Source organism: Luteimonas colneyensis (assembly GCF_014836665.1).
Lineage (GTDB): Bacteria > Pseudomonadota > Gammaproteobacteria > Xanthomonadales > Xanthomonadaceae > Luteimonas > Luteimonas colneyensis.
Map to the genome: position 1 here is coordinate 137399 of NZ_JACSQJ010000003.1, position 16493 is coordinate 153891.

Below are 16493 nucleotides of genomic sequence, written 5' to 3' on the forward strand. Positions count from 1 at the left end.
GCTCAGCCGCGGGCCGCGCGCGCCGCGGCCTGTTCGGCCAGGGTCAGGGCGACGGCGTTGCGCAGGTAGGCGGGTTCGACCAGCTCCGGCGCCACCGCGCCGCCGGCCACGATGGCCCGCGCGCCGAGCCGCGCGAGATCGCCTGCGCGCGGCAGCGCGGCGGCATCGACCGACGCCAGCCGGTTACCGAGGCGATGCGCCAACGCGCCGTCCGCGGCCGCGAAGCCGGTACCGGCCCCGATCCAGCGGGCGTCGGCGGGCAGTTCGACCGCCGCGGGCACAGACACCGTTTCCGGCGACAGGGCACGCACCCCGCCATCCTCGCGGACGAAGCCGCCCGCGTAGACCTCGCCCATGCGCGCGTCGATGGCGGCGAGGACGTGGTCGCAGGGCTTCATCTCGACGTCCGCCGCAGCTTCGCCCTGCCCGCGCAGCGCGCCCAGGGCCAGCACCGCCAGCGTCGACACCGGCAGCAGCGGCCGGTCCAGCCCCAGCGCGATGCCCTGGGCGATCGAGATCCCTAGGCGCACGCCGGTGAACGCGCCGGGCCCGCGGCCGACGGCGATCGCGTCCAGGTCGCGGCGGCGCAGGCCGGCCTCGGCCAGCAGCGCCTCCGCCCAGGGCAGCACGAGCTCCGCGTGCCGCCGCGGCGCGAGTTCGAAGCGCTCGCGCACCGCGCCGTCGACCATCACGGCGACGGAGCAGGCTTCGGTGGAGGTCTCGATGGCGAGCAGGCGCATGCGTGGGCAACGGCGGTCAGGGGCGACAAGGGTAGCGCGCCGCGCTCAGTCCTCGTGGAAGAACCCGACCGCGTCGGCGACGTCGCGGGTGCGCGGGAACGGCGGCAGCGAGTCGAGAAAGCGGCGGCCGTAGCCCTTGCCCAGCAGGCGCGGGTCGCAGAGCACCAGCACGCCGCGGTCGGTCTCGGTGCGGATCAGCCGGCCCACGCCCTGCTTGAGCGCGATCACCGCCTGCGGCACCTGCTCGTCGCGGAAGGGATTGCCGCCAGCGCGGCGGATCGCTTCCAGCCGCGCCTCGAACACCGGATCGTCCGGGGACGCGAACGGCAGCTTGTCGATCACCACCACGCTGAGCGCGCCGCCGGCCACGTCCACGCCCTCGCGGAAGCTGGCCGCGCCCAGCAGTACGCCGTTGCCCGATTCGCGGAAGCGCTGCAGCAGCACGTGGCGAGGCGCCTCGCCCTGCACGAACAGCGGCCACGCCCCGTCGCGCAGGCCCTCGGCGGCCTCGCGCAGCGCGCGGTGCGAGGCGAACAGCAGGAAGGCGCGGCCGCCCGAAGCCTCCAGCACCGGCCGCACCGCGGCGGTGATGGCGGCGGTGTAGTCGCGCGAGGACGGCTCCGGCAGGCCCGGCGGCAGGTAGCACAGCGCCTGGGTGGCCCAGTCGAAGGGGCTCGGCACCAGCAGGGTGCGCGGCTGGTACAGGCCCAGCCGGCGCGCGAGATGGTCGAAGCGGCCTTCCACCGCCAGCGTGGCGGAGGTGAACACCCAGGCCGCGCGCGAGCGCTCGCGGTGGGCGCGCAGCGGGCCGGAGACGTCCAGCGGCGTGCGCTGCAGGCGGAAGCCGCGCGGCGAGAGTTCGTACCAGCGCACGTCGTCGTCGCGGGTGGGGGCGGCGTCTTCGGCGTCGTCGCTGTCACCCGCCGCCTCCGCTGCGGCCCGATCGTCGTCCTGTCCGGCGTCGCGGCCGCCATCGTCGAGGTCGCGCCAGCGCCCCAGCCGGCCATGGTGGTCGCGGGCGCGCAGCAGGCAGGCCTCGAGGCCCGGCGCGGCGTCGGCCAGCGGTGCCAGCGCATCGGCCAGCGCCAGCAGCGCGGCCTCGAGCGCGTCGAGTTCCACCACCACCTCGGGCACCGCCAGCAGCTGCGGCCGGGTGCCGCGGGCCGGCAGTACCTCCATCGCCGCGCGCAGCTGGCGCGTGGCCTGCTCCAGCGCCCGCGCCGGCTCCTGCAGCGTCGCCAGCGCGCCCGCGACCTCGCGGCACTCGGAGATCGCGTCGCGGGCCAGCTCCACCAGCGGCCGCGCCGACAGGCCTTCGCCGAAGAACTGCGCCGCCAGCTCCGGCAGCTGGTGGGCCTCGTCGATCACGAAGGCCTCGGCGCCGGGCAGGATCTCGCCGAAGCCTTCCTGCTTCAGCGCCAGGTCGGCCAGCAGCAGATGGTGGTTGACCACCACCACGTCGGCCTCCTGCGCGCGCTGGCGGGCCTGGACCACGAAGCACTCGCCCCAGAACGGGCACTCGCTGCCCAGGCAGTTCTCGGCGGTCGAGGTCACCATCGGCAGCAGCGGCGAATCCTCGGGCAGCGATTCGAGCTCGGCCAGGTCGCCCATCCGTGTGCGCCCGCTCCAGGCCACGATGCGCTGGAAGTGCGAGGCCTGGGCCGGGGTCTGGAAGCGGTTCTCCCCGCGCGCCCGCTCCAGCCGGTGGCGGCAGAGATAGTTGGCGCGGCCCTTCAGCAGCGCGGTGCGCAGGCCGCGGCCCAGGGCGTCGCGCACCCGCGGCAGGTCGCGGTGGTAGAGCTGGTCCTGAAGCGCACGGGTGCCGGTGGAGACGATGGTCTTGCGGCCCGACAGCAGCGCGGGGACCAGGTAGGCGAAGGTCTTGCCGGTGCCCGTGCCGGCCTCGGCCAGCAGCGGCTCGCGGTCCTCGAACGCGGACGCGACCGCGGCCGAGAGGTCCTGCTGGGCGCCGCGCGGCCGGAAGCCCGGCAGCACCGAGGCCAGCAGGCCATCGTCGGACAGCGCGGCGCGGCTCTGGCGGGCGAGCGCGCACTCGCGCGGCGCATCGGCGGCGGTGGCCGCGGCGGCGTCATCGGATGCGGGGTCGTCGAAGGCCGCAGGCATGGCCGCGGTGGATCCGGGAGCGTTCATCAGGTCGACATGATCGCCGCAAACCGCGGCAGGCGGGGTCGCCCGAGCGCGCACGACGCCGTCGGGATTGCCGCCGGCCTGGCGTGTCGCGTCACCAGCGCGGCGGTGGCGCGACCCGGCAGGCCTCGATCGCGGCCTTCGCGGAGGCCGCGGCGGCCGCGTCACCCTGAACCAGGGCGACCCGCTCCAGCGTGGCCTGGTGGCGCCGGCACAGCGGGCCGACGCCGGAGCCGAGCGACTGCGCACGCGCGGCCAGCTCCCCGGCCAGGGCGTGGTCGCCGAGCAGGATCGCGGCCTCCGCGCGCTCCTGCAGCAGCGCCGGATCGTCCGCGACCAGCGCGATGGCCTGGTCGAGGGCCTCCGCGGCGTCGCGGTGGTGCCCCTGCTGCTGCAGGCGCTCCGCCCGCTGGCGCAGGTCCTCGACCTGGCTGTCGCGCAGCGGCTGCACGTCGAGTTCGCCCTCGCCGTCGCCGGCGGCCGCGCGAATGGTCGCGACCATCTCGGCCGGCGTGGCCGTGGTGAGCGACTGCGTCGCCGGCAGCTCCGGCGCGGTCGCGCAGGCCGCGAGCCCGAGCAGCAGGGCGGCGGGGGCGGCGCGCAGCGCGCGCGAGACGAGGAAACGGTTGCGGGGCGGGGTCATGGCTCGATGTCCTGCGGAGGGGGCGGCGGCTGACCGGACGGGTCGTCCGCCGCCGGCTGCGGTTCGGTGGCCGGATCGCGGCCGCGGCCGAAGCCGAACCACTCGCGCCAGCCACCGCCGGAGGCCTCCTCGGGCGGCGGCGCGACGATGCAGGGCTGCCACGGCGGCGCGAAGCCTTCGGCGAAGGCGAACCGCCGCGCACCGGCGCAGTCCGCGTCCGTGCTGTGGTTGTCCACCACCCAGCTCCACTCCAGGCCCTTGGCCTGGACCCGCAGCGGCGCGCTGGGCAGGCGCGCGAACGTCGCCGACCACACGCGCATCGCGCCGGTGGCGCCGTACAGGCCGGTCTGCTCGTTCCTGTCGTTGCCGACCCAGACCACGGCGAGGTGGTCGCCGGTCCAGCCCGCGTACCAGCTGTCGCGGCCATCGTTGCTGGTGCCGGTCTTGCCGGCGGAGGCGAGCCGGCCGAGGCCGTCGTTCACCAGCTGCCGTCCGGTGCCCGAGCTGACCGCGTGCTGCAGCGCCACGGTCACCAGCCGCGCCGCGGTGCGGTCGCCGTCCTCGGGCTGGCGCGGGGCCTTGTCGTAGCGGTTGAGCACCCGGCCTTCGGAATCGAGCACGCCGCGCACGGTGTACAGCGGCTGGATCTCGCCGTCGGACGCGAGGAACTGGTACAGCTGCGCCATCGCGTACGGCGTCTGGTCCACCGAACCCAGGATCAGCGCCGGATTGGCCACTGCCTCGATCCCGGCCAGCTGCTTCATCAGCTGCGCCAGCCGCTCAGGGCGCATCGCCATGCCCACGCGCACGGTGGCCTGGTTGTACGAGCGCGCCAGCGCGTCGATCAGGCGCACGCTGCCGTGGCTCCTGCCGTCTGAATTGCCGGGCGACCAGCGCTTGCCGTTGTCCAGCGTCACCGTCACCGCCGAGTCGTCGACCCAGGTCGCCAGCGAGTAGCGGTCGGGCAGCGCCAGCGCGAGCAGGTAGACGAAGGGCTTGAGCAGCGAACCGACCGGGCGGTGCGCCTCGATCGCGCGGTTGAAGCCGGGCATGGCGTGGTCGCGACTGCCGACCACCGCCACCACCTGGCCGCTGTGCACGTCGGTGACCACGACGCCCGCCTCGAGGTCGGGGCGCTTGCCGCTGTCGAGCGATTCCAGCGTCTTCGTGACCGCGCTCTCCGCGTAGGCCTGGGCCGAGGGCGCCATCGCCGTCATCACCGCCAGGCCCGCGCCCTGCAGTTCGTCGGCGGAGTAGTCGCTGGCGAGGTGGCGGCGGACGACGTCGATATAGGCGGGGAAGGGGTTGGCGGCGATGCTGCCCGGCGCGCTGGTAATGCCCAGCGGCGCGGCCACGGCGCGGTCGTGCGCGGCCTGGTCGATGAGCCCGGTCTCGAGCATCTCGCCGAGCACGAAGTCGCGGCGGGTCTTCGCGCGCTCCGGATGTTTGCGCGGGTCGTAGTACGACGGCCCCCGGATCAGCCCCACCATCAGCGCCACCTGCTCGGTGGACAGGTCGTCGAGCTGGCGCCCGAACCAGTACTCGGCGCCGGCGGCCACGCCGCGGATGGCCTGGTTGCCACGCTGTCCGAGGTAGACCTGGTTGAGATAGGCCTCGAGGATCACGCCCTTGCCGTAGCGCGCCTCGATGATCAGCGCGTACAGGATCTCGTTGATCTTGCGGGTCCAGGTCTGCTCGCGGCCGATGCCGAGCAGGCCGCTGCGCGCGAGCTGCTGGGTCAGGGTGCTGGCGCCCTGGCGCGCCTCGCCGGCCTTGAGGTTGATCCACGCAGCGCGCGCGATGCCGCGCACGTCGATGCCGTGGTGGTGGGCGAAATCGCGGTCCTCGACCGCCTGCAGGGCGTCGGTGAGCTGCTGCGGCACCTCCTGGATACGCACCAGCCGGCGCTCCTCCTGCTGGCGGCCATAAAGCGTGGCGATGCGTGCCGGGTCGAGGCGGACGCGCTCGGCATCGCGATCGGCCACCAGGTCGCGCAGCTTGCCGACGGCGCCCTTCGCCAGTTGCACCTCGACCCGGCTCGCCGGGACCTGGCCGTCGACGTCGGTGAAGCCGCGGCTGGCGATCGTCCAGCGGCCGCCCTCGCTGGCCCAGGTACCAGGCCGGAGGCCGTCGCCTTCGCGGTAGCCGGCCGACTCCAGCTCGAGCTTCAGCGCGCGCGCATCCATGGCCACGCCCGGCGCCAGCTCCAGCGGCCTGGCGTACACGCGGGTCGGCACCTGCCACTGCAGCTGGCCGAAGCGCTCGCCGACCTGGTGGTTCAGGTACAGCATGTACGGAAGGAGGAACCCGAGGCCCAGGCCGGCGATGGCCAGCAGCCAGGTCAGCAGCGTGCGTCGCCAGTCGCGGCCGCCGCCGGCGGTGCCTCCCGGAACGTGGTCGTCTTCGTCGTATTCGATTCGTGCCATGGGGCTCGGTGGCCGTGGAGCGCGACGCCGGCCGGGCGCGCGCGGGATGAGAGAATGCGGGATCCGTGCGAGTCTAGCCCAGCGCCTGTCCCCCGCCCGTCTACCCTCGCCCCACCTTCAGCCGGAGTTGTCGCTGGATGGCTTACTCGCTCGCCGACGCGCGCTTCTTCTTCGCACGCGCCGCCGGCCTCGCCCACCGCAGCCTGCTGAGCCTGCGCACGCGAGGCCTTCGCACGACCTGGGAACGCGTCCGTGCCCAGCTGGCACCTCCGCCGCACGCACTGCGCAGGGACCTGTTCCTGCCGACGCCGGCCGCCTTCGCGCCCTTCGCGCTTCCGACCAGCCCGGAGCCGCGGGCCAGCATCGTGATCCCGGTCTACGGCCAGTTCGCGCATACGCTGGCCTGCTTGCGCGCGCTGGCGGCGCACCCGCCGGATTCGGCCTTCGAAGTGATCGTGGTCGACGATGGCTCGACCGATGAAACGCCCGAGCGCCTGCCGCAGGTGGCTGGACTGCGCTACCACCGGCGCGCACGCAACGGTGGCTTCATCGCCGCCTGCAACGACGGGGCGTTGCTGGCGCGCGGTGAGTACCTGGTCCTGCTCAACAACGACACCGTGCCGCAGCCTGGATGGCTGGACGCGCTGCTGGCCACCTTCGACGGACATCCCCGCACCGGCCTGGCCGGTGCGCAGCTGCTGTATCCCGACGGGCGGCTACAGGAGGCCGGCGGCGTGGTGTTCGACAACGGCGGCGCCTGGAACTACGGCCGCTTCGGCGACCCGGCCGATCCGCGTTACGCCTACGTCCGCGAAGCCGATTACGTCAGCGGCGCGGCCATTGCCATTCCCACGCGGCTCTTCCTCGGACTTGGCGGCTTCGACGCCCGCTATGCGCCCGCCTATTACGAGGACACCGACCTCGCGTTCGCGGTCCGCGCAGCCGGCCTCCGGGTGCTGTACCAGCCGGCGGCGAAGGTGGTCCACGACGAGGGCACCAGCTCCGGCACCAGCATCGACAGCGGAGTGAAGGCCTACCAGACGCGCAACCGGGAGGTCTTCCTGTCCCACCGCCGCGAGGCCCTGGCCCGGCTGCGCCCGCCGCACGAGCCGACGCCAGCCACCCTGCACGCACGCCAGCGCCAGGTCCTGGTGATCGACGCGCTGACCCCGCAGCCGGACCGCGATTCCGGATCGCTGCGCCTGTTCAATCTCATGCGCCTGCTGCGCGAGGAGGGCGCGCACGTCGTCTTCATGCCCGCGCACCGCCGCTACGAGGGGCGGTATACCGATGCCCTGCGCCAGCTGGGCGTGGAAGCGTGGCATGCACCCTACGCCGCGCGCGCGCCGGCCTGGCTGGCCGAGCACGGCCCGCGCTTCGACGTGGTCATGGCCTGCCGCCACTACGTCGCCAGCGAGTTCCTGCCCCTGCTGCGGCGCCACGCGCCACGGGCGAAGCGCGTGTTCGACAGCATCGACCTGCACTACCTGCGCGAATCACGCACGGCGCAGGTCTGCGGCGACCCCGCGCTGGCCCGGGCCGCGGAGCGCACGCGCAAACAGGAGCTCGCCGTGATCGCCGCCGCCGACACCACCCTGGTGGTCAGCGCGGTGGAGCGCGAGGTGCTGGCCGCGGACGCGCCCGGGGCGCGGGTGGAGGTGCTGTCCAACCTGCACAGCGTGGCCGGCCCCGGCCTGCCCTTCGAACAGCGCCGTGACCTGGTCTTCGTCGGCGGCTTCCGCCATCCGCCGAATGTGGACGCGGTGCGCTGGTTCGTGTCCGAGGTGCTGCCGCGGGTGCACGAGCGGCTGCCCGACGTGCGCTTCCACTGCATCGGCGCGGACATGCCGGCGGAAATCGAGGCGCTTGGCGCGCTGCCGGGCGTGGAAATGCACGGCTACGTCCCCGACATCACGCCGTACATGGAGGGCTGCCGGCTGGCGCTGGCGCCGCTGCGCTACGGCGCGGGGGTCAAGGGCAAGGTCAACCTGAGCATGGCCCACGGCCAGCCCGTGGTCGCCACCAGCTGCGCCGCCGAAGGCATGCACCTGGTCGACGGCCGCGACGTGCTCGTGGCCGATGACGCCGGTGGCTTCGCCGATGCGGTGGTCCGGGCCTACGGCGACCCTGCGCTCTGGGAGCGGCTGGCCGCCGGGGGCCTGGACAACATCGAGCGCCACTTTTCCGCCGAGGCGGCGCGCGGAGTGGTCCGGCGCGTGTTCTTCGACTGAGGCGCGCTCAGTCGAACCTGGAGGCGGCGGCCGCCGCGCGCACCCGGCGTTCGAAATCGTCGAGTCCTGGAACCGCCGGATCCACGCGTCGCGCCGCGGCCAGTGCGGTGCGCGCGTTGCCGATCTCCCCCGCGCCCAGGCGCTCGTCGCCAACGGCCAGCCAGCGCTCCGCCAGCTGCCGGCGTGCGGCTGCCAGTTCGCCGGCGTCCTCGCCCAGGCCGGCCCGTGCGTCCAGGCAGGCACCGGCGCTGCGGAGGCTGTTGGCGCGCAGCTCGCGTGCGTGGCACTCGCGCGCCAGGGGCAGCAGCCGCTCCGCCGCTGCGATCGCCCCGGGTGAGCCGGGGTCCAGCGCCAGCGCGGCGGCCACGTGGTCGACCGCGCCGTCCCCGCGCGGATCGAACAGCCTGCCCTCGGCCTCGGCGGCTTCGGCCGCGGCCAGCAGCGCGGAGACGCGGCGCAGCCGCTCGGCCTCGTCCAGGGGCGCGGTCGTGGCGGCGGGATCGGACACGCCTGCAGGGCTCGCGAGCGGGGACCCCGACGCTCCGCCAGCGAGCAGGCGCGACAGCCCTTCGGCATCCAGCCGGGCCTCCTCCATCAGCCGCGCCAGCGTATCCGGCAGGTCGACGTGCCCGGGATCGTAGGTGCGCACCGTGCCGACCAGGCGCGCGGCCTCCGCCACGTCGCCGGCGCGCAGCGCCTCGCGCGCCTGTGCCAGCAGCTCGGCCAGGGCGTCCTCGCGGCCGCGCAGCGCGCCGGGATGCGTCGGCTCGAGCGCGAGCACGTGCGCGTACAGCGGCAGGGCGCTGCCGACGCCGCCATCCAGCCGCCCCGCCGCATGTGCCTCCTCGGCATGGGCGAACAGGCCGTCCACGCCGGCGTGTCCCGCCTCGCGCTGGCGCAGGGCTTCGGCCAGGGCATCGGCCTCGGCGCGCGGCACCGACAGCGCGCGCGCCAGCGCCAGGTGGCGGTGGGCGTCGGCGAAGCGATCACCGGCCAGCGCCACGCGCGCCTGCTCCAGCGCCGCCAGCGCCACGCGCGCGAGTCCCTGCCGGACCTCGGCGCGGTCGGGATCCATCGCCAGCGCGGCCTCGAACAGCTCGCGCGCGCCGCGCCCGTCCTCGTCGCTCAGGCGGCCCTCGGCCAGGGCCTGCTCGGCCTCTTCGCGCAGCGCCTGGGCGCGCGTCTGCGGCCACAGCCAGGCCCCGATGGGCGCGCGCAGCACCGCCAGCAGCACGATCGCCAGCATCGAACCGATCAGCCACCAGCGCCAGTGGCGGACCATGCCCAGGCGCACCGGCAGCGACGAGACCCAGCGCGCGATGGCGCTGGCGCTGGGCGGTTCGGGGAACGGGTCGAGGTGGCCGGGCGAGTTCACGCGCGGCAGCATAAAGCGGGCACGGTGAACGCGCGGCTCAGGCGCGCCGGGCGCGCTCGACCCCGGGCAGCGCCTCGAGCCGGCCCAGCAGCCGCGACAGCTGCCCGAAATCGGCCACCCGCAGCGCCAGCCGCAGCTGCACCCGCCCCTGGGCGCGTCCGGCGCCGCCGCCCTCGATCGACAGCACGTGCGCGTCCTCCTGCGCGATCAGGTTGGTCACGTCCTTGAGCAGGTGCTTGCGGTCGACCGCGTCGAGCACCACCGACGCCTCGTGGCCGCCTCCGGAAGCGCCCCATTCCACCGGAAGCACGCGCTGCGGCTCCTTCGCCGACAGGCGCACGAACGCGGCGCAGTCGGCGCGATGCACGCTGACGCCACGGGTCCGGGTCAGGTAGCCGGCGATCGCCTCGCCGGGCAGGGGCTGGCAGCAGCGCGCGATCTGCACCAGCAGGTTGTCGACGCCGACGACGGTGAAGTCGCGGCTCGCGGCCTTGCGCACGCGCCGGGGCGCACGCACCGCGATCACCCCGTCGTCCGCGGGGCCCGCGGCCGCCTCGCGCTGCGCACGCTCGTGCTCGGCCAGCGCACGCGCGACCTGGTGCGGGCCGACGTCGCCGAGCGCCACCAGCACGTGCAGGTCGTCGGCGGACTCGACGTTGAAGCGCTTCAGCACCGGCGCCAGGTCCGCGTGGCCCAGCCCCACGCGCTTGAGCTCGCGCTCCAGCAGCTCGCGACCGTCCTGCAGGTTGCGCGCGCGATCAAGCTTGTGGAACCAGGCGCGCACCTTCTCGCGCGAACGCGGGCTGGCGAGGTAGCCGCTGGTGGTCATCAGCCAGTCGCGCCGCGGCTCGGAGACCCTGCCGGTGAGGATCTCGACGCGGTCGCCGGAATGCAGCACGTGGTCCAGCGGCACGATGCGGCCGTCGACCTTGGCGCCGCGGCAGCGGTGGCCGACCTCGGTGTGCACGCGGTAGGCGAAGTCGAGCGGAGTCGCACCGCGCGGCAGGTCGATGACCTCGCCCTTCGGCGTCAGCGCGTAGATGCGGTCCTCCACCAGTTCGGTGTCGAAGGCGCCGGCCAGCGCGCCGTGGCCGTCGTCGGCGCCGTCGGTGGTGGCCTCGAGCAGGCTGCGCATCCATTCGATCTTGCGGTTGACCGCGGCCTCGCCGGCCGCCGAGCGCTGGGAGCCGCCGCTCTCCTTGTAGCGCCAGTGAGCGGCCACGCCGCGCTCGGCCTGCTCGTGCATCTCGCGGGTGCGGATCTGCACCTCGAGCGTCTTGCCCTCCGGCCCGACCACGGCGGTGTGCAGCGAGCGGTAGTCGTTGTGCTTGGGACGGGCGATGTAGTCGTCGAACTCGCCCGGCACCGGCGTCCACAGCGCGTGCACCACGCCCAGCGCCGCGTAGCAGGCCTGCACGTCGCCGACCAGCACGCGCACCGCGCGCAGGTCGTAGAGCTCGCCGATGGGCACGTTCTTCTTCTGCATCTTCTTCCAGATGCTGTAGATGTGCTTCGGCCGGCCGGCGATGTCGCCTTCGATGCCCACCGCGCGCAGGGCCTCGCCCAGCATCGCGGTGACGCCTTCGATGTAGCGCTCGCGCCCGGCGCGCTTGTCGTCGAGCAGCTTGGCGATGCGGCGGTAGGTGTCGGGTTCGAGGTGGCGGAACGCCAGGTCCTCCAGCTCCCACTTCAGCTGCCAGATGCCCAGGCGGTTGGCCAGCGGCGCGTGGATGTCGCGGGTGAGCCGCGCCAGCGCCAGGCGCTCGTCCGCGGGCAGTGCGGTGGCGGCGCGCATCCGTGCCAGCTGCCGGGCCAGCAGCACCAGCACCACGCGCAGGTCGCGGACCAGGGCCAGCAGCAGGCGGCGCAGGCCCTCGTGGCCGCGCCCGCCAGCCTGCTCCGCGTGCAGCGCCCACACCTGGCCGGCGGCGTCCTGGCCCTCGAGGAGCGCCGGGATCGCGGCGCCTGGACCGTGACCGGGCGCGACGTGGCGCTGGGCCCAGTCGGGCACCGCATGCAGGATGGCCGCGGCCATCACCTCGGCGTCGGCGTCGAGCAGCGCCAGCGCCTCGAGCGTGTCCTCCAGCACCGCCCGCGTGTCGATGCACGGCGCCGGCCCCCCGGCCGCGGCCGCCCTCAGTAGCGCCGCCACCGGCGCGTGCAGGCCGTGCAGCGCCGGCAGCGCCAGCAGGCCCTCGATGTCCACGGTGTCGACCACGTCGCTGACCGCCAAGGCGGGTGATGGGACGGTCTACACTAGCCCGACCTCGCCATCGGGAACAGACGCCATGCCGGTCCGCATCTTCCTTTTCGCCGCCCTGCTCTTCGTCGCCGCGCCGGTGCTCGCGCAGCAGCAGCCGATCGAAACCAGCATGACGCCCGAGGAGTTCAAGGCCGCCGGCCTGGACAAGCTCGACGCCGCGGAGCTGGCGCGCCTCAACGCCTGGCTGGGCCGCACCATCGAAGGCGAGACCGAGAAGGCGGCGGCCACCGCCAAGCGCAAGGTGGAGGACGAGAACCGCGGCTTCCTCAGCTTCGGCTCGAACGAGCCGGTGACCGGGCGCATCTCCGGCGAGTTCCGCGGCTTCGCCAACGGGCGCGAGTACACGCTCGACAACGGCCAGGTCTGGCGCCAGATCGATTCGGCCACCCTGGCCGGCGTGCGCCGGGACGCGCCGGCCGTCCGCATCACGCCGAGCCTGGTCGGCAACGCCTGGTACATGGCCGTCGAGGGCTCCAACACCCGCGCCAAGGTCCAGCGGATCAAGTAAGCGCTGCCAGCCGCGCCGCCAGCTTTTTCGGCGAGACGCCGCCCCTGGCGCCGAGCTCCTGCGCGAACAGCTGCACGCGCAGTTCCTCCAGCTCCCAGCGCAGCGCCTGCCAGCCCGGATCGCCGACGCGGCCCGCGGCCGTGGCGCGGGCCAGCGCGTCGGCGAACGGCTTCACCTCCAGCATGCGCTGCTGGTCGCGCGCGGGATCGTTGAGCGCGCGGCCGGCGCGGATTGCCAGCGCCTTCAGGTAGCGCGGATAGCCGGCCAGCACGTCGGCCGGCACGTCACGCAGGAACCCCGGGGGCACCAGGGCCGCGAGCTGCGCCTGCATGTCGTCGAGGTTGCCGCGCGCCCAGCCCATCAGCTTGACTTCCAGCGCCGCGCGCACCTCGGCCACCTTCCCCAGGATCGTTTCGGCCTGCTGCAGCCGGCGCATCGCCTCGGGGAACAGCGCCTTGCCGACGGCCTCCGCGTGCGCCGCGAACGCGCCGGGATCGCGGATGTCATCCAGCCCTTCAGCAGTCAGCGCCGCGAAGGCGCCATCCACCAGGTCCTCGCGCAGGGTGTCGGCCGGACGGGGACCGCCGGCCTCGCGCGGCGCGCCGGATTCGATCGCCGCGTACAGCAGCGCCGTCTTCGGCTGCACCGGCAGCTGCCGGCGCGCCTGGCGCATGCGGTCGGCGAGCGCGATCGCCAGCAGCCGGCGCACGCCGCCCGGATGCAGGCGCGCGGCCTCGGCGCGATCGGCATGGACGTCGAGCGAGACCGCGTCGCCCTCGTCCTGCAGCGCCGGCCACGCGGGCACGCCACCCGCGCCCGGCACGGAGACGGGGATCGGCGAGTCGGGGAAGGCGGTGAGCGCTTCGCGCGCCAGGCCGGCCGACGCGTGCGCGGCGAAGGCGTCCGTCGCGCGCGCGCCGAAACGGGCCCGGAGTTCGTCGAGGTCGCGCGACTCGGCCAGCACGCGGCGGCCGTCGGCATCGAGCAGCCTCAGGTTGGCCCGCAGGTGCGGCTCGAGCGCCGGTTCGTCGAAGTCGGTGGCGGCGACATCGGCACCGGTCAGGCGCTTGAGGAAACGCGCCAGGGCGCCGGTGATGCTGTCGGTGGCGGCGTCGGCCGCCCCGTGGGCCTCGGCGAAGGCGCGCGCGAAGTCCGGCGCCGGCACGAAGTTGCGGCGCAGCGCCTTGGGCAGCCCGCGCAGCAGCGCGGTGGCCTTGTCCTGCACGAATCCCGGCGCCAGCCAGCCCAGGCGCGGGGCATCCAGCGCATTGAGCAGGTGCAGCGGCACCACCACGGTCATGCCGTCGTCGGGGGCGCCGGGCTCGAAGCGGTAATGCACCGCCAGCCGCGCGTCGCCGAGGGCGAAGTACGCGGGGAAGCGGTCGGCGTCGCCGGCATCGGCGACCAGCAGGTCGTCGCGCGTCCACTGCAGCGCGCGCCGCGTATCCTTCTCCAGCGTCGCGTACCAGGCATCGAAGGCCTGCGCGCCGGTGATTTCCGTCGGCACGCGGTCGCGGTACCAGCGCAGCATCCAGTCCTCGTCCACCACCAGGCCGGTGCGGCGCTGCTTGGCCTCCTCTTCCTCCGCCGAGGCCAGGGTGCGGCGGTTGCGGGCGACGACGTCGGCGCGCAGGTTGATCTCTCCGGCCACCAGGCCGTCGCGCAGGAACAGTTCGCGCGCCTCTTCGGGATAGTGGGCGCCGTAGTGGAATGGCCGCGCCGCGGCCAGCACCAGCCCGAACAGCGCCACCTGCTCGCTGCCGACCACGCGCCCCTGCCTGCGCGACCAGCGCGGGTCGAAGTGGCGGCGGGACAGCAGGTGGGCGAGTTCGGCCTCGACCCACTCGGGCTCGATCGCGGCATTGGTCAGGGCCCAGACCTTCTCGGTGTCGAGCAGGGTCGCGGACAGCAGCCACGGCGGCGGCTTGGAAGCCAGCGTCGAGCCCGGGAACAGCTGGAAGCGACGCCCACGCGGCCCTTCATAGGCGACCTGGCGGCGCTTGTCGCGCTCCGGCAGGGCATGGCCGACCTGGGTCGGCAGGCCCGCCAGCAGCGCGCGGTGGAGGGCCTGGTAGAGGTCGCGCGCCTGGGCCACGGCGGCCACCTCCTCGGCGTCTCCGCCACGCGACGGGCCGCGCGCCCCGCGACGCCTGCGCCGCGGGCCACGTCGATCCTCCGCGGACGCCGGCGCCTCCGCGGCCAGCGGCTGCGCGGGCTCCGCAGCGCCCGCGGCGAACAGCGCATCGCCCGCGCGCGCCTCTTCGCTCCAGCCGAGCTCGGCGCACTGCAGCTTGAGCTGCCGGTGCAGCTCCCGCCATTCGCGCAGGCGCAGGAAGCCGAGGAAATTCCGGTCGGCCCACTTGCGCAGCTGCGACTGGGTCATGTCCTCGTGCGCGGCGCGATAGGCCTCCCACAGGCGCAGGATGGCGACGAACTCGGACTTCGGATCGGCGAAGGCGGCGTGCGCGGCATCGGCGGCGGCGCGCTGGTCGGCCGGCCGCTCGCGCGGGTCCTGGATGCCGAGGAAGGCGGCGATCACCAGCATCTCGCGCATGCAGTGGTGATCGTGGGCGGCCACCAGCATCCGCGCCAGCTTCACGTCGACCGGCAGCCGGGCCATCTGGCGGCCGATCGCGGTGAGCGCGCGGCGGCCGTCGACGGCGCCGAGTTCGGCCAGCTGCTGCCAGCCGTCGGCCACCGCGCGGGCGTCGGGCGGCTCGAGGAAGGGGAAGTCCTCGATCGCACCCAGGCCCAACGACAGCATGCGCAGGATCACCCCCGCCAGCGAGGCGCGGCGGATCTCGGGATCGGTGAACGCCGGCCGCGCGGCGAAGTCCGCCTCGTCGTACAGCCGGTAGCAGGTGCCGGGCGCCACGCGGCCGCAGCGGCCGGCACGCTGGTTGGCGCTGGCCTGGCTGACCGGTTCGATGTGCAGGCGGTCGAGCTTCTGCCGCGGGCTGTAGCGCTTGACCCGCGCCAGGCCGGGATCGACCACGTAGTGGATCCGCGGCACGGTCAGCGAGGTTTCGGCGACGTTGGTCGCGAGCACGATGCGGCGCTGCGGGCCGGGATTGAACACCCGGTCCTGGTCCTTCGCCGACAGCCGCGCGTACAGCGGCAACACTTCGGTGTGGCGGTACTTGCGGCCTTCCAGCGCGCGGTGCGCGTCGCGGATCTCGCGCTCGCCGGGCAGGAACACCAGCACGTCGCCGCCCATCCCGCTGCCGCCGCGGATGATCTCGTCGCAGGCGGCGACGATGCCCTCGCTGACCGACATGCCGTTGCCGTCGCCGTCGCCCCCCGCCGCGGCGCTGCCGTCCAGCGGCCGGTAGCGGGTGTCCACCGGATAGCCTCGGCCCTCGACTTCGACCACCGGCGCATCGTCGAAGTGCGCGGCGAAGCGCGCGGTGTCGATGGTGGCCGAGGTCACCACCAGCTTCAGGTCCGGGCGTCGCGCCAGCAGCTGCTTCAGGTAGCCAAGGAGGAAGTCGATGTTGAGGCTGCGCTCGTGCGCCTCGTCGATGATCAGGGTGTCGTAGCGCGACAGCCAGCGGTCGGACTGCATCTCCGCCAGCAGGATGCCGTCGGTCATGAACTTGACCGCGGTCTGCTCGCCCACGTTCTCGGTGAAGCGCACCTGGTAGCCGACCGCGCCGCCCAGCGGCACCTGCAGCTCCTCGGCCACGCGCCGCGCCACCGCGCGCGCGGCGATGCGTCGCGGCTGGGTACAGCCGATCATGCCCGCCGCGCCGCGGCCGGCGGCCAGGCACAGCTTGGGCAGCTGGGTGGTCTTGCCGGAGCCGGTCTCGCCGGCCACCACGACCACCTGGTGCGTGCGCAGCAGCTCCACGATGCGGTCGGCCTCGGCGGCGATCGGCAGCGACGGGTCGACCGTCGCCCGCGGCAGGCTGGCGGCACGTGCCTCGCGCTGCGCCAGCGAGCGCGCCAGCGCCTGCTCGAAGGCCTTGCGCGCGGCATCGTCGCCGCGGGCCTGCTCCCAGCGGCGCCACAGCCCGAGCAGGCGCCCGCGGTCGCGGCTCAGCGCGGCGTCCACGGCCTTGCGCGCGGCCCGCCTTGACCCCGGGCTTGCATCGGCAGGACTAGACTCCATCTCGTTCATGCAGGTTCAGACATTCCTGATCGCGTCGTTTCCCCTCCC

General features: G+C 74.3%; 9 protein-coding genes. 2 read left to right on the forward strand and 7 right to left on the reverse strand.

Annotated features, from left to right (window positions below):
- Positions 1-2: 2 nt before the first annotated feature.
- From tsaB to mrcB, 4 genes are all read right to left on the reverse strand, one after another.
- Positions 3-740: a tRNA (adenosine(37)-N6)-threonylcarbamoyltransferase complex dimerization subunit type 1 TsaB gene (gene tsaB / locus H9645_RS07580; RefSeq protein WP_191729096.1), complete on the reverse strand. Its 738-nt coding sequence runs from the start codon at positions 738-740 to the stop codon at positions 3-5.
- 45 nt (positions 741-785) lie between these two features.
- Positions 786-2891 (reverse strand): DNA repair helicase YoaA, encoded by a 2106-nt coding sequence (yoaA, locus tag H9645_RS07585; RefSeq protein ID WP_225218095.1) that lies wholly within the window; start codon positions 2889-2891, stop codon positions 786-788.
- Positions 2892-2982: 91 nt separating this feature from the next.
- A complete protein-coding gene (locus tag H9645_RS07590; protein WP_191729097.1) occupies positions 2983-3531 on the reverse strand; it encodes a tetratricopeptide repeat protein in 549 nt (182 codons plus the stop codon).
- Complete coding sequence (gene mrcB / locus H9645_RS07595; RefSeq protein WP_191729098.1) at positions 3528-5957, reverse strand: penicillin-binding protein 1B; 2430 nt, start codon at positions 5955-5957, stop codon at positions 3528-3530. Before mrcB ends, H9645_RS07590 begins: the two co-directional genes overlap by 4 nt.
- Before the next feature lie 137 nt (positions 5958-6094).
- Here mrcB and H9645_RS07600 point away from each other — a divergent pair, with 137 nt between their 5' ends.
- A complete protein-coding gene (locus tag H9645_RS07600; protein ID WP_191729099.1) occupies positions 6095-8188 on the forward strand; it encodes a glycosyltransferase in 2094 nt (697 codons plus the stop codon).
- Positions 8189-8195: 7 nt separating this feature from the next.
- Here H9645_RS07600 and H9645_RS07605 read toward each other — a convergent pair whose 3' ends face one another.
- Both H9645_RS07605 and H9645_RS07610 read right to left on the reverse strand, forming a co-directional pair.
- A complete protein-coding gene (locus H9645_RS07605; RefSeq protein WP_191729100.1) occupies positions 8196-9575 on the reverse strand; it encodes a hypothetical protein in 1380 nt (459 codons plus the stop codon).
- A gap of 25 nt (positions 9576-9600) precedes the next feature.
- Positions 9601-11796 (reverse strand): bifunctional (p)ppGpp synthetase/guanosine-3',5'-bis(diphosphate) 3'-pyrophosphohydrolase, encoded by a 2196-nt coding sequence (locus H9645_RS07610; RefSeq protein ID WP_191729101.1) that lies wholly within the window; start codon positions 11794-11796, stop codon positions 9601-9603.
- Positions 11797-11851: 55 nt separating this feature from the next.
- Between H9645_RS07610 and H9645_RS07615 the strand changes: the two genes are divergently transcribed.
- The gene (locus tag H9645_RS07615) at positions 11852-12334 is read left to right on the forward strand and encodes a hypothetical protein (RefSeq protein ID WP_191729102.1); all 483 of its coding nucleotides are present in this window, start codon (positions 11852-11854) and stop codon (positions 12332-12334) included.
- On the opposite strand, the gene hrpA is transcribed toward H9645_RS07615, so the two are convergent.
- Positions 12327-16454: an ATP-dependent RNA helicase HrpA gene (hrpA, locus tag H9645_RS07620; protein WP_191729103.1), complete on the reverse strand. Its 4128-nt coding sequence runs from the start codon at positions 16452-16454 to the stop codon at positions 12327-12329. The two genes, H9645_RS07615 and hrpA, sit on opposite strands and share 8 nt — an antisense overlap.
- Positions 16455-16493: the final 39 nt, after the last annotated feature.

Coding starts and splice junctions, on each gene's coding strand:
- tsaB (WP_191729096.1), bottom strand. CDS start 740: ATGCGCCTGCTCGCCATCGAGACCTCCACCGAAGCCTGCTCCGTCGCC.
- yoaA (WP_225218095.1), bottom strand. CDS start 2,891: ATGAACGCTCCCGGATCCACCGCGGCCATGCCTGCGGCCTTCGACGAC.
- H9645_RS07590 (WP_191729097.1), bottom strand. CDS start 3,531: ATGACCCCGCCCCGCAACCGTTTCCTCGTCTCGCGCGCGCTGCGCGCC.
- mrcB (WP_191729098.1), bottom strand. CDS start 5,957: ATGGCACGAATCGAATACGACGAAGACGACCACGTTCCGGGAGGCACC.
- H9645_RS07600 (WP_191729099.1), top strand. CDS start 6,095: ATGGCTTACTCGCTCGCCGACGCGCGCTTCTTCTTCGCACGCGCCGCC.
- H9645_RS07605 (WP_191729100.1), bottom strand. CDS start 9,575: ATGCTGCCGCGCGTGAACTCGCCCGGCCACCTCGACCCGTTCCCCGAA.
- H9645_RS07615 (WP_191729102.1), top strand. CDS start 11,852: ATGCCGGTCCGCATCTTCCTTTTCGCCGCCCTGCTCTTCGTCGCCGCG.
- hrpA (WP_191729103.1), bottom strand. CDS start 16,454: ATGAACGAGATGGAGTCTAGTCCTGCCGATGCAAGCCCGGGGTCAAGG.